The 13345-nt window shown below is 57.1% G+C and carries 8 protein-coding genes; all 8 read right to left on the bottom strand.

What is annotated here, in order from left to right:
- Positions 1–371: 371 nt before the first annotated feature.
- Entirely contained in the window at positions 372–1181 is an 810-nt protein-coding gene (gene racE, locus DQG23_RS22945) for a glutamate racemase (protein ID WP_113033218.1), read from the bottom strand.
- Between the two features lie 506 nt (positions 1182–1687).
- Complete coding sequence (locus tag DQG23_RS22940) at positions 1688–2683, bottom strand: polysaccharide deacetylase family protein (protein ID WP_113033217.1); 996 nt, start codon at positions 2681–2683, stop codon at positions 1688–1690.
- A 274-nt stretch (positions 2684–2957) separates the two neighbouring features.
- On the bottom strand, positions 2958–3791 hold the full coding sequence (locus tag DQG23_RS22935; RefSeq protein WP_113033216.1) for a 1,4-dihydroxy-6-naphtoate synthase: 834 nt from the start codon (positions 3789–3791) through the stop codon (positions 2958–2960).
- Positions 3788–4453 (bottom strand): futalosine hydrolase, encoded by a 666-nt coding sequence (locus DQG23_RS22930; protein ID WP_113033215.1) that lies wholly within the window; start codon positions 4451–4453, stop codon positions 3788–3790. The genes DQG23_RS22935 and DQG23_RS22930 overlap by 4 nt, the downstream gene beginning before the upstream one ends.
- A 177-nt stretch (positions 4454–4630) precedes the next feature.
- Positions 4631–6814, bottom strand: coding sequence for an ankyrin repeat domain-containing protein (locus DQG23_RS22925; RefSeq protein WP_113033214.1), 2184 nt, complete (start codon positions 6812–6814; stop codon positions 4631–4633).
- Positions 6815–7116: 302 nt separating this feature from the next.
- Positions 7117–11052 (bottom strand): carbohydrate binding domain-containing protein, encoded by a 3936-nt coding sequence (locus DQG23_RS22920; RefSeq protein WP_158560655.1) that lies wholly within the window; start codon positions 11050–11052, stop codon positions 7117–7119.
- Positions 11053–11363: 311 nt separating this feature from the next.
- Entirely contained in the window at positions 11364–12254 is an 891-nt protein-coding gene (locus tag DQG23_RS22915) for a carbohydrate ABC transporter permease (protein WP_113033212.1), read from the bottom strand.
- Positions 12255–12299: 45 nt separating this feature from the next.
- On the bottom strand, positions 12300–13259 hold the full coding sequence (locus DQG23_RS22910) for an ABC transporter permease (RefSeq protein WP_113033211.1): 960 nt from the start codon (positions 13257–13259) through the stop codon (positions 12300–12302).
- Between the last annotated feature and the right edge of the window lie 86 nt (positions 13260–13345).

The raw sequence follows: 13345 nt of genomic DNA, 5'->3' as shown, positions 1-13345 counted from the left end.
CCGCGAACCGCGAGCGGCACTCACTACGAAAATCGGATCCGCCGCCCCAACATCCCTCGCGTACTCTTCAAGTTCCAAAGCCCCCTTCTCGCTCGTCGCTTGCACGCGCTAGAGTCCGATTTTGACCAATTGGAATCGAGTCCGGATCCCTTTCCTCGCCCGCAGTCCGAAAACGCCCACTTACAGCGGCTATTTGGCTCAGCGCACGGCTAAATCCATTCTCCAAGCGGGCAAAATCGAATTCCAGCGTTAAAGAAGCTTTGATTCCTTGCTCCAAGCGGGCAAATTCGAATTCCTGCATATGTGTATAAAAAATCAACGCGGCCCGCATGCTCTTTCGAGCCGCAGCCGCGCTGAATACGTAATATCGCTTATAAAATTTGCGGAACCTGCCAGACGACCGGCGTCACTCTGATTTGCTCGCCGAGCCATTCTTGCGCAATTTTCTGAAACATGACGGGATCCCCGCTGCAAAAAAACTGGTGAACCGGCAGTTGGCTCGCCTTGGCCAATTGGCCGCTGTGATAGAGCACCGTACTGATTTCGCGGGCCGTTTCGTCGGCCGAGCTGATCAGTGTAACGGAAGGTCCCATCGCTTCGGCGATCGCTTCGCTGATGAACGGATAATGCGTACATCCGAGTATGAGACAGTCCATCGGATAACCGGTTAGCGGAGCAAGCGTCTGTCTGATCACCTGACGCGTTTCGGCCGTACGGAACCGGCCTTGCTCCACCAGCGGAACGAACCGCGGACATGCAAGGCTGATGACTTCGATGAAGGGGGACAATTCCTTCAGCGCGTTCTCGTAAGCGCCGCTGCGAACCGTTCCTTCCGTTCCGATCACGCCCACAAGACCGCGCCGGGTTGTTTTGATCGCCGCCCGGGCGCCCGGGTGAATAACGCCGACGACGGGGACCGGCACAGACGAGCGTATTTGCTCGAGCGCTACTGCTGTTGCCGTATTGCAGGCGATCACGATCATTTTCGGGTGAAACTGCATTAAATAATCGACAATTTGCCGGGTGAACAACGATACCTCGGCAGGCGTTCTGGGGCCATACGGAGTGCGGGCCGTGTCGCCGAAATAAATGATTTTCTCCTGTGGAAGCTGACGCATGACTTCTTTGACAACCGTTAAACCGCCGACGCCTGAATCCAATATCGCTATCGCTTGCTGCACGATCTATACGCTTCCTTTGCACGAGTATGGTCGAAAAGTTACGCTTAAGCGTTGCCGGTTTGCTGCTGAAGCGGATGACTGAGGGATCCTGCAACCTTCTTCCATTCCCCCCGCATGTATCCATCCACATGGTTAGAATATGAGAATAGCACAGGAAACGTACCGTGACAAATGCCTTCTATTCCCCTGCACAGGCGAAAATCGCGGCATCGGACAACCTTTCCCCGTTAAGGTCGATTTCTTGGACGAAAAGCCATATATTTTGCTCGCCGACAATTCTTTTTCCCGGTATTGCCTTGGCGTAACCCGCCTGGTTTTCACTATGCCCAGCCCGGCAGTATGGCAACTATCGAGTATGAAGAACAGTTCTAAGAATAGTTCCTCGCAATCTAATGATCATGCCTCGTCGGGCCACGCGCCATGATGAAAAAAAGCCGCCAGCCCGCTCCGACAGCGGTTTTGACGGCTTTTCGCTTATTGCTTGGACTGCCTAGTTCCGGTCGCAGTTACATATCGCTTAATAAAGCAAGCTCGTAGCCTTCCTTCTTAATCGCTTTGATGATCCGGTCGAGCGCTTCGATGTTTTCTTCCGAGCCTTGGTGCATCAAAATGACGTTGCCGTCATGCAAATTGTTCATGATATCGTTGTACGGATCGTCGGCGCCGTTCTTGCGCGGCTCCCAGTCTCGCATAGCCGTCGACCAGAAGACGGACGAGTAACCCATACCGGAAATAACGTCGAGCAAATGCGGACTGTACTTGCCATAAGGGAAGCGGAAATACTTGACGATTTCCTTGCCCGTTATTTCTTTATACAGCTTCTCGTAATCCTCGATTTCCTTCTTCACCTGCTCATCGGTCATTTCGGTCATATCCTTGTGCGTCATCGTATGATTGGCGACCAAATGCCCGTCTTTCACAAGTCGTTTCAGAAACTCCGGATCCTTCTTGATATTGTAGCCCGCAACGAAAAAGTTCGCTTTCGCATCGTTATCCTTGAGCGCCTTCAGCATTTTATCCACATCGCCCAAAGGCCCTCCCGTATCGATCGTCAGGTAAACTTTTTTACCCGTTCCGACGTAGATCACCTTCTGCTCGGGCTTCATTTTTTTCGTTTCGGCCGGGAAGTCCGGCACTTGGCCTTTTTTCTTTTTCATGTAATACCAGGAGACCGCTTTTTTATCTCCCGAAGCTGCCGGAGCTCCCGTCGGTTTAGCCGTCTGCGCAGGTTTGGCCGTCGCGGACGGAGACGGCGATGCGGAAGGCGACGGACTTGCCGAAGGCTTGGCCGTAGGCTTCTCAGAAGGCTTTTCCGTAGGCGTTTTAGTCGCAGCCGGTGACGGCGATACGGTTGCGGTCGGCTTCGCGGACGGAGACGGCGAAGTCGATGCTTTAGGCGATACGGCAGCGGTAGCCGCCGGCTGCGGATTCAGTTCGGCGCAAGCGGTCATCAGCACGGCGAACGCCGTGATCGCCGATATGGCTAGCATATGTTTTTTCATGGTCGCTCCCTCCTGTTTCTCTAGTCATCATATGTCGTAAATCGAGAAAAGGCTCAATCGCCCCCGCTCCTATTATTCGACATTTTTCTGCCAAACCCTGCATTTTTTTATTGCAAATACGTTATGACAAAGCTAAACGTCCGGCGCCGTCTTTGATGCCGTCGTTTGCCGTAGGCTTATAGTCTCCTTCAACGGTATACTATCTGGCCTAATGAACCGAAAAAAAACAGCCCAAGCCGAGCAACGGCCTGGACTGTTCGTTTCGTTTCCGCTTCTACATGTTTAGCGCGTCCAAATTGATTTCAGGCACAAGCCCCTCATCAGCCGCCCTGCCCAGCAGCGCCCGAACTGCGGCATAACCGTCCTCGCCTAAATTGGCGGTAAACTCGTTCACATAAAGAGCGATATGCGCTTTCGCCACTTCGGGGTCCATTTCTTGCGCATGCTCCTGCACGTATTCGCGCGATGCCTCCGGATTCGCCCAAGCATACTCGACCGAAGCCCGTATCCAGCTCGCGATGGACGAAAGCTCCAGCGACCGGCGGGCGATAATCGCCCCGAGCGGAATCGGGAGACCGGTATCCGACTCCCACCAGCTTCCGAGATCGGTCATCAGCGTCAGTCCGTACGACGGATACGTGAAGCGCGCCTCGTGGATGACTAAGCCGGCATCGATCTTGCCGTCACGCACGGCGGGCATAATTTCGTGGAACGGCATAACGACGATTTCGCCTACGCCGCCCGGCACGTTTTGTGCAGCCCATAGGCGAAACAGCAAATACGCGGTCGAGCGCTCGCTCGGCACGCCAACGCGGCGACCGGAGAGCGCCGACGGATCGCCGCCGCCTTCCTTCGACAGCACAAGCGGGCCGCAGCCTCTGCCAAGCGCGCCTCCGCAAGGCAGCAGCGCGTATTCATTCAATACCCACGGCAGCGCGGCGTACGAAATTTTCAGCACATCCGGACCCTGTGAGCTTGCAGCCAAACCGTTCGTGATGTCGATATCCGCATACATAACGTCCAGCTTCGGCGCGCCGGGAATGAGCCCGTGCGCCCATGCGTGAAAAACGAATGTATCATTAGGACAAGGAGAATAAGCGATCTTCATGAAAATACCTCCGTAAGCACTTTACTTGCGGCTTCCAGCGATTGCAGCGCCTCTTTGATGCGCCAGGCCGACTTGTCTCGAGGGCCGACCGCATTCGAAACGGCGCGTATTTCAAGTACAGGCAGGCCGAATTCCTTGGCCGCTGCGGCTACGCCGAAGCCTTCCATCCCTTCGCCTGCCGCTCCCGGCACCCGGGAAGCAAGCTCAGCAGCGCTTGCCGCCGTACCTGTCACGGTGGACACCGTGAGTATTGGAGCCAATACGACCGGCAGTCCGGCCGCCGCAAAAGCCTCCGCCGCCCGGCCCGCCAAACCGGCGTCTACCTCGGCCCGCGCCAAGCCGAAGCCAAGCTCGTCCAGGCCGATAAAGCCCTCCGCCGATTCGGCGCCCAAATCGGCGGCAACAATCTCGCTCGCCACGACGAGCGAGCCGATTTCCGCTTGCCCTGCAAAGCCGCCGCATATTCCTGCGTTAACGACCAAATCGTATGTGCCCGACGCAAGCTTCTTTGCCGTGCTTGCAGCTGCCGGCGCCGTACCCACGCCTGCGGCGAATACTTCGAATACGCCCGAACCGGCTTCGCCCAAACCGCGCAGCACCGCATCCCTCTCGGCATCTACCGAGACGGCGATAAGCACGCGTTTTCTGCGGTTAACGTTCATATTTTCATTCCCTTCACATAAACGGCATTCACCGGTCTTTTATTTAAACACCCTTCAACCAATTTAACCGCACCCCAAAAAATAAATCAACTCTTAGACCGGCCGGCCGCTTCTAGAAATTAACGAACATAACACAAAAACCCGCAGGCCGCACTCAGTGCGACTTGCGGGTTTTCGTCAATAGTCTTCTACCTTTTGCCCGTTTACGACCGTCGCGCCAGGCTTGAAATGATAACCGTAAACGCCGTCTTCATTTTTCACAAATACGCTGATCGATTCCGCCTCTTCTTCCGCTTCCTTCCACTTGATGAACATCTGCATCTTCAAGCTTCCGGCTTGAAGGCCTTCGATGTCCACTTCTTCGATGTGGGAGGATGTAAACGCATATCCTTCCGCCGCCCCTTTATTGTAAACCCATACGTCGGTACCCTCAATGGTTGCGCGTCCGAACATATTCTCGGCAAAAAACTGGCTCAAGCCAATAGCCGCAACATCCATAACACGCTTGACATCGTCGTTCTCCGGAAATATCGGCTTAAGCTTCAGCTCCATGCCAAGCGCCTTGGCCGGAACCGGCAGGTTGCGTTTTTCGACGATATCGTATACCGTTTCGCCTCTCTTATTGCGGATTTTTGGGTTAGCGCCTGCTTGCAGCAGCTGCTTGATGGCCGTTTCATCCGCCAAAGCGTAGGTAAGCGCAACATTGCCTTCCCTGTCAGCGGCATTCGGATCCGCCCCCTCCTTCAGCAGAACGGGAACCGCCTTCGGAAACGCGCCGCCCGCCCGCATCAATGCCGTCTGGCCGTCGGCTGTTTTGCTGTCCGGTTCGAGCCCCAGCTCAAGAAGCCGCGTTACCATCGCTACTGCCGTTTCCGCTTTTTTGTTAGCCGTGTACTCGCCCATCAACCAATTCGTTGTGTCGTCCAGCGCCGCAATCAAGGCGTTTTCGCCGGTATCGTTCTTGCTCGCAGGATCCGCTTTTCCCGCAAGCAGCGCGTCGAAAGCTTCCATGTATCCTTCCGCCGCCGCTCTGTGCAATGCAGGCGCTCCATAGTCCGTTCGGGCGTCGGGGTCCGCCCCTTCCTTCAGAAGCTTTTGGACAAGCGCCGCATCATGAACCGAATCGGGCAATTCCTTCGACTTCGCTTCATTATACCCTGCAGCTGCGGGAACCGGGCTCGCTGCAGCCTGCGATGATACGTCCTCATCTTGAGCAGCAGGCTTCCCTTGCGGGGCGGCTGTCGGCTTCGGCGAAACCGCGGACTTCGCAGCCGTCCATTTCGAATCTTCCGCGAGCGCATCGTCCAGGTTCAAACGCAGCTCCTCCAACACCTGGTTAAGCGTCTTACCTCGCATTTCGCGGGAATCCAGCGCCATCATCGCCATCTCAGCCCATATTCGCGCATCCGCTTTTTCCCCGGCTCCCGTTTGTTGATACGGAACGTTCAAACGCCGCCACTCCGACAAAATGCCTCCTATGATCATGAGCATCCGGTCAGGTCCGAGCTTGTCCTCCCAATCGTAGCTTGTTACCGCATTGCCGACATGCACGGAATCGCTCGTGCTGCGCGTCCAGGCCGGAGCGCTTCCCGCCGATGCCGGACGGGACGATGCAAGGCTGTCGTCTACGAACGCCACGGCAAAAGCAAGACCGATGAAAACGGCAAGCGACAGCATCGCACCGCCCCACGTCGTTCCTCCTTGCCTCCGCAGCTCTTCCTCATTGGCTCCGGACGCCGTTTCCGATTCGGCGAGTTTCCTGCGTATCTGGTTATAGTAGTGCGCATTCCCTCTGAGCCCCGTGTAGAGCGCGATAAGCAAACCGATCAGCGTGCTTAAGCCCGGAATTTCGGCTTTCATCGCCCCGTATCCGGCCAACAGCGTAATCGTTATCAGGATGAAACCGATTCCATACATTTTGCGGTAAAAACACCAGAACATATTGAAAAAGAACGCCGCCCAGTTCCAGCCCCCATCCGAACCCGTCCGTTCGCTGTTCCACCGCCGAATATAATAGCCGGCATTCGAGCCGATCAGGGCGCGCAGCGTTTCATTTCCCCCGACGCTCTCCCCGGCCGCGGCATTCGTTCCGGCATGGACGTACTCCGAATCCGGCATTTCCTTATCCGAATACCGGCCAACCGTATCCGTGCCTCCTGGCGAAGCGGCGCTCGCCCCCTCTTCCCAGTCGGAAGCGCCAGCCTTTTGCTCCCCGCCGGCATGATCCTTATCTTTCCAGCCGTTAGCCCCTTTGACTTCCCCATTAACCAGCTTGCTTCCGCAGGCAGCGCAAAATCGGTCGTTCTCGCCCGCCTTCTCTCCGCATTGTGTGCAGTACATGTTGTCCACTCCATTATTCATACATAATTCGCCAAACTAACTGCACAACCCAATATAGCAGAAAAAGCCAAATGTGTGAAGGTCAATTATAGGACTATAGGCTTACCTCATTGTTTGTTGGGGCTTCAGCATGAATGCGGCGGTCCAAAAGTCACTTTTCCAAGTTTATGCCTCATTGAATGCAGCTGAATCTGCAAACAAATACGCTTCCATCCCCGCTTAGCAGCGATTCGGAAGCGCATCTGTTTACAATTGGGATTGGCCCATTCCACCTACTCTTATGGGACAGCCCTCAGACTTCATCTATGACGATCCAACGGAGACTACTGAGAGACAAGCTTCAACTGATCGACCCGGAAGCTGCCTGCGTTGCCGGGGTTGCCCAGCTTCACGATCACCTGGAGCACATGGTCGTAGCTGGAAGGAGCCGTGAATGCCGCCGAGACGTTCGTCCAAGAGGCCGAGCTTACGCTCTCATCCACCAGAACAACGTTTGTCGCGGTGTCCACGATCTGGACCCGGCCTCCCGCCGCTCCGGCGGATTGCGCGTCGAAGCTAAACGAATAAGCGGCTCCCGGCATATACCCCTTCCAAGTATAGATCATTTCCTGCTGGGAGCCCGTACCCGCAGACACAAGCTTCAACGAGCTTAGACCGGCCGACCGGTCTGTGGTGTCGATGACGGCGTTCGCGTCCAGCGTCGTCGCACCGCGCATCCAGTACCGGGGAAGCGCAGCGTCCCAAAGGTCGGCCGTCTCGAAGCCGGCATTGGCGATTTGCGTGCCCGCCAGCGAAGGATAGGCGCGTACGTCGTGGAAGGCGACTTCCTGCCCAACCGGCGTGTATGTGGGCGTATACAAGCGCAGCCGCACATCATGCCCCGCCGCCGGCGTTCGCGCGGTGAACGTCTTGCGCGTCCACGACGTGTCGGAGAAGTTCAGCTCGCCCAACACTGTCAAAGTGGTGTAGTCGAACAACTGGACTCTGCCGTTCACCGAACCGAGCTTCTTGCCGAGGAAGGAGATCGTGTAATCCGTATTCGGCTCGTATGTTTCCAGTTTCTGCTCCATCACCTGCCAAGTGGAGCCGTTCGTCTTGATCGAGACCGCCCAGTCGTTCAGCCCCGGGCCGGTCGCCGTTCGCGCTGCAGTCGCCGATGTGGACTGCCACCGTTGCCAGCCCCGAGGCAGCGTGGCGTCCGCCGGATCGGCCAACTCGAAGTCTCCGTTCCGCGTCTTGTTGCGGCTCCACTTGGCCAGATTCGAGGCAATGGCCATCGTGCACGAGCCCGTCGTGCAGACCGCGTCGGCGATATCCCAGACAAGCGGGTTGAACTCCGCGAAGCCGCTCCAGGCATAGAACTGGTTCGTGTTGATCTTGTCGGTCGTAACGGCCGGCCGCCGGGAATTATAATACGACAAGACCGGGTCGCCCAGGCTCTGGTTCCACATGACGTCCGTGAACGTCTTCGTGAACTTGTCCATATCCGCCGAAGTGAACACTTGGCCGTGATGATACGCTTCCATCGCCCCGCTCATCGTCAGCGCAGCGTGGGAGATGTCCTCATTCGTATAGGACGAATACGTATAATGGCCGTCGTCCCAGGAACCCATCGGGTCCCAATAGTTCCATACGTAAGCGTCGGTCCCGAGCGAAGCGTTCAGCGGATTCGGACGAACCTTGCTCCGGAACGCCCGCGCCATGTCGTTCGCCCGGCTCCAATAATACGAACGGTCGGCGGCATAAGCCGGAACGCCGTTCGTTGCGTCATACAGCAGGTACAGCATGCTCGCGAACGCCAAATATTGATTATGCGGCAGACTTCGGGACGGGAACCAATTCGTACTGAGGCCGGCCGGGAAAATGTACACGCCCGTCCCGTTGTTTGCGCCGTCCGTGCCGCTGACTTGCTTCCAGTACGGATCCCACTTGTGTACCAAATTGTCCGCGATGAAGTTGCGGTACGTGTCGGCTTTGGCCGAGTAAGCGGCGTGGAGTGCGGCATTCGCGTAGACCGCGTTCACGAACCGCAGAATCGGAGTAGCAATTACGCCCTCATGCACCATCTGCTCCCAATAGGGTCCCACCGTAAAAGAATCCGCCCAAACGGTCTGACCCGCCGAACCCGAAGGGATGGACACCTCGACGACAAGATCATGCCCCGCTGCCGGCGTCTGGAAATCGCCGGCGACGATCGTCAGCTTGTCGGTATTGGAGAAGGTCCAGGCGCCCAAAGCCGTGGACGTCGTTTTGTCGTAGACACGCACTTGTCCGGTCGTTCCGGCTGCAGCCACTTTTCCGGAGAACGATAAACCATACTTGTCGTTCGGCTTGTAATTCAGCAGCGCCTGGCTCATCTTGGGCGCCGAGACGCCATCGTGCACGAGCTCAAGTCCGCCGCCGTCGCTGAACAGCGTCGCATCCGTGCTGCGATGAGCCGCAGCGAGCGTCGTCCCCGCTTCACGCGTCCATCCGGCAGCCTCCGTCTTCAGCAGCGGCTTCAGCGAGGTAAGGTCGAAATAGCTGAGATTACCTCCTCCCGAGGCGGGCTGCGTCATCCGCACCTTCAGCGTCTTGCCGGCAGCAGACGGCGCCGTGAACGTCAGGAAACGCTGCTTCCAGCTCAGATCCGTTAAAGTGTCTGCGGACAGGACGACACCGTCCGTCTCGTTATAGATGTCCACTCGGCCGGGGGAATTCGGATTGGACGCTCGGCCCCAGTATGACAGCACATAGGTGGTCCCGGGCGTGTACGTCCGGGTCTGCTCCAGCGTCTTGTCGGAGGCGGGCGACGCCTTGACCGCCAATCCATAGGTTCCGCTGTAAGCGTTATTGATACCGGAGACGAGGTAGGCATCCGACGCCGTCGTCCCGGACGCACGTGTCCAGCCGGCCGGCAGCGTCGCATCCGTGCCGCTCGCCGAGTCGAAGCCGCGGTTCGCCATCAGCTCGTCGGCAGGCGTCGCGGAGAACAGTACAAGGTCGTCGAAGTAACTCGTGAAGCCGGTCAGCTGCCAATTATTCTGGTACAGGCGAACCTTCAGCGTCTTGCCGGCGGCGGAAGGCGCGGTGAAGGTCAGGCTGCCCGACGTCCAGGCCGTGCCGGCGACATTGGCGCCCGCGACCATGACGCCGTCGGTCGCGTTATAGATTTCCACACGGCCGGTCGTCGCCGTGCTGGATACTTTGCCCCAGAACGACAGCGTATACGACTCGGACGGCACGTAGTCGATCGTCTGCTCCGCCACTTCCCAGGACGTGTTGTCGGTCGTGACGGCGATCGAGTTCAAGCCGGAATGCGCGTCGCTGCTCAGGTAGACGTTAGCTGCCGTGGAGGCATGCCACCGCGCCCAGCTTGCCGGCAGCATCGGATCGGCGCCATTCACGGTCTCCATGCCGCCGTTCTGCAGCGGAGCGTGCTCCAGCGATTTCACGGAGACGCCGTCGAAGCGGACTTTGTACCCGGCCTGATCGTAGCTCTGCAAGCCGATGCGCAGCTGCAGCGAGCCGCTGGCCGGCGCTTTGAAGGTGAATATGTAGCGCTCGAAGCCGACATGATGCGCCCGAGCGTAGGCAACCACGGCGTTCGTCGTCGCGTTGTACACTTCAACGAGCGCTTGCGTCTTTTCGGTGTCAACGCTCATGTACGCCTCCACCGCATACGACTTGCCTGGGGTATAGGCAATCGGCTGCACGAGCCGGTTTTGATTTACACCATCGCTTTCCACGATCACGCCGGCCGCACCGTCGAAGGCGTCGCCGGGCGCCGTCGACCGGTACGCGCGTCCGGACGCCCCTTGCAGGGTCCAGCCTGTCGGCACGCCGCTTGCGCCGGCGCCCGCCTCGAATGACCCGTAGACCGCCGTCTCGACCGTGGAGGGAATCGCTCCTTGCAGCAGGAAACCGTTATTCGCCAACTGGAGGTGGGAGTAAGAGAAGTCGGCCCACCCCTTATACCCGTCACCGTCGTGATCCACGGCGTTCGCCAGCATCCGGTCGGTATGGTCGACCATTTTGTCAAGCCAGAAGCGGTCTCCGGTCGCCTCGTACATTTTCATGTAACTCTCGGTGTAGTAGCTCTCGCCCCAAGCCAGCGAACCGCCTCGCGGGGATTCGGACAAAGCTCGGCCGTAGTTCGCGTTCTGATCAATCGGCAGATAACGGTCGATGCTAGTATCCTGCGCCAACACCGTCGGGGAAGCGGCCCCCGCAGCCAATAGCAGCCCCAACGCAGATGATAGTAAGCGTTTCCATTTCATTATGCCATGCCTCCTCTTATAATGAATTAAATGGATCTCCCGCATTCTTCGAGCCAGACAGGGCAAGGGATTTCCCATACCCTACGGATGTATGCGCCCTCCCGCTTCGCAGGAGGGCTTCTTCCTTGACTTTTCATAAACAACCCCCATAATCGCGCGAGAAGGGTTACTTTCCCCTTACTGCCGAAACTTCGGGTGTTTGTGCTGCACGAGGTTTGACCGCCGGCGTGTGACCGAGCACCGCGTGCCGCGATGGCGCCTCGCGCCGGGAGTCGCGCGCGGTTGCGACCTAGACGCATCGATCAGCACGCTCAGCCTTTGACCGCGCCGATCAGCATGCCCTTTACAAAATATTTTTGCAGGAACGGATACACAATCAGAATCGGGATGATCGCGACGACGACGGTCGCCATTTTTACCGTTTCCGGCGGCAGTTGGGCAAGCTCCATCGTATTGATCGCCTGCAGCTCCTGGCTGACATTCGGCGACTGGATCATCCCGCGCAGCACCACCTGAATCGGATACAGCGTCTTGTCGGTCAAATACATAATGCCTTTGAAATAATCGTTCCAATGCGTCACGCCGTAAAACAACCCTAGCGTCGCCATAATCGGCATCGATATCGGGAGCACGATGCGGTACAGCGTCGTTACATCGCCGCAGCCGTCCACTTTCGCCGCTTCCTCCAGCTCTTGCGGGAGATTCTCGAAATACGTTTTCATCACAAGCAGATTAAACGTCGACACCATACCGGGCACGATCATCGCCCAGATCGTATCGTACAAGCCGATGCCGCGCACGACCAAATAAGTCGGAATCAGTCCGCCGTTAAACAGCATCGTGAACACGAGCGCCATCAAAATCGCGTTGCGCCCCGGCACGAACCGCTTGGACAGCGGGTAAGCGAGCAGCGTCGTGACGAGCAGGTTGAGCGCTGTGCCGATCGCAGTCACAGTCACGCTCACCTGCAGCGCCTGCGGAATGCGCGGACTGCTCAAAATTTCCCGGTACGCCGCAAACGTCAGCTTGCCCGGGAAAACCACAAAGCCCCCGTTGCGCAGCACCTCGACAAACGGCGTTACCGACATGACGATAACATAGTAGAGCGGAAATAGCGTCGCCAGCGCGAACAAGCCGAGAACGACGTACATAGCGGCGTCCACCGTTTTGTCGGCCTTCGATTTTTGCAATATATAGGACATCGGATTTTGCCTCCTTCCTGCGAATCGGCGCTTACATGCTCCCGATTACCAGATGCCCGAGCCGCCCAGTTTTTTGGCCAATTTGTTCGCCCCAAGCACGAGAATGAGCCCGATGCACGATTTAAAGAAACCCGTCGCCGCAGCCACGCTGAAATCAAGATTTTCAAGACCTCGCCGGAACACCCAGGTGTCGATAATATCGCCGGTCTCGTAAACGCGGGCATTCAAGAAAATGTAAACCTGGTCAAAGCCGGCGTCCAAAATATGGCCGAGCCGCAAGATCAGCATCAGCACGAATACATCGCGAATGCCGGGCAGTGTAATATGCCAGAGCTGGCGCCATCTCCCCGCTCCGTCCACGACGGCCGCCTCGTAAAGCTCCTGGTTGATCGTCGCGAGCGCCGCAAGGTAAATGATCGCGCCATAACCCGTACTTTTCCATATATCGGTCAAAATAAGCAAGGGTCGGAAAAACTCTTTATCCGTCAGCAGTTGCAGAGGTCCCCAGCCCATATCGCGGAACCAGCTGCTGATCAAGCCCGATTCGGGCGCAAGAAACGAAAACGTCAACCCGTACACGATAACCCAAGAGAGGAAATACGGTCCGTAAGTCACGGTTTGCACAAAACGCTTGAACCAGGCGACGCGAATTTCATTCAGCATCAGCGCCAGAAGCACGTCGGGAATCATGTTGAACAGAACCCGATACACGCTGATAATCAGCGTATTTTTCAAAATGATCGGAAAATCGGGAGAATTGAAAATCGTCCGGAAATTGTCGAAGCCGACCCACTCGCTCCCCCAGATTCCTTCCAGCAAATTGTATTTTTGAAATGCGATCAGCAAGCCGCCCATCGGCAAGTAATGAAGCACGGCATAGTAGATCAGTCCGGGCAGCATCATGAGATAAAACCACCGGCTGCGGTAAACGCTTCTGAACGCGCCGGACCGTTTGGGCTTCAAGCTTACCGCTGCGGGCGCCGTCTGCGCCGATTGTTGCAGCATGTCCGGTCACTCCTTTCTTTCGGCGGTTATGGGGAATAAGCCGGCATGCCCCCGGAAGCCGCATGGTTCGGCGGGTCAAGAAGCAT

It is taken from the genome of Paenibacillus contaminans, from assembly GCF_003285015.1.
GTDB classification, from domain to species: Bacteria; Bacillota; Bacilli; order Paenibacillales; family NBRC-103111; genus Paenibacillus_V; species Paenibacillus_V contaminans.
The sequence above is the reverse complement of the archived record's forward strand: the minus strand, read 5'-3'. Positions and strand labels throughout refer to the sequence as shown.

Excerpts from the sequence above, each read along its gene's own strand:
- DQG23_RS22940 (WP_113033217.1), bottom strand. The coding sequence starts at position 2,683 with ATGAAAAAACATATGCTAGCCATATCGGCGATCACGGCGTTCGCCGTG.
- DQG23_RS22935 (WP_113033216.1), bottom strand. The coding sequence starts at position 3,791 with ATGAAGATCGCTTATTCTCCTTGTCCTAATGATACATTCGTTTTTCAC.
- DQG23_RS22930 (WP_113033215.1), bottom strand. The coding sequence starts at position 4,453 with ATGAACGTTAACCGCAGAAAACGCGTGCTTATCGCCGTCTCGGTAGAT.
- DQG23_RS22925 (WP_113033214.1), bottom strand. The coding sequence starts at position 6,814 with ATGAATAATGGAGTGGACAACATGTACTGCACACAATGCGGAGAGAAG.
- DQG23_RS22920 (WP_158560655.1), bottom strand. The coding sequence starts at position 11,052 with ATGAAATGGAAACGCTTACTATCATCTGCGTTGGGGCTGCTATTGGCT.
- DQG23_RS22915 (WP_113033212.1), bottom strand. The coding sequence starts at position 12,254 with ATGTCCTATATATTGCAAAAATCGAAGGCCGACAAAACGGTGGACGCC.
- DQG23_RS22910 (WP_113033211.1), bottom strand. The coding sequence starts at position 13,259 with ATGCTGCAACAATCGGCGCAGACGGCGCCCGCAGCGGTAAGCTTGAAG.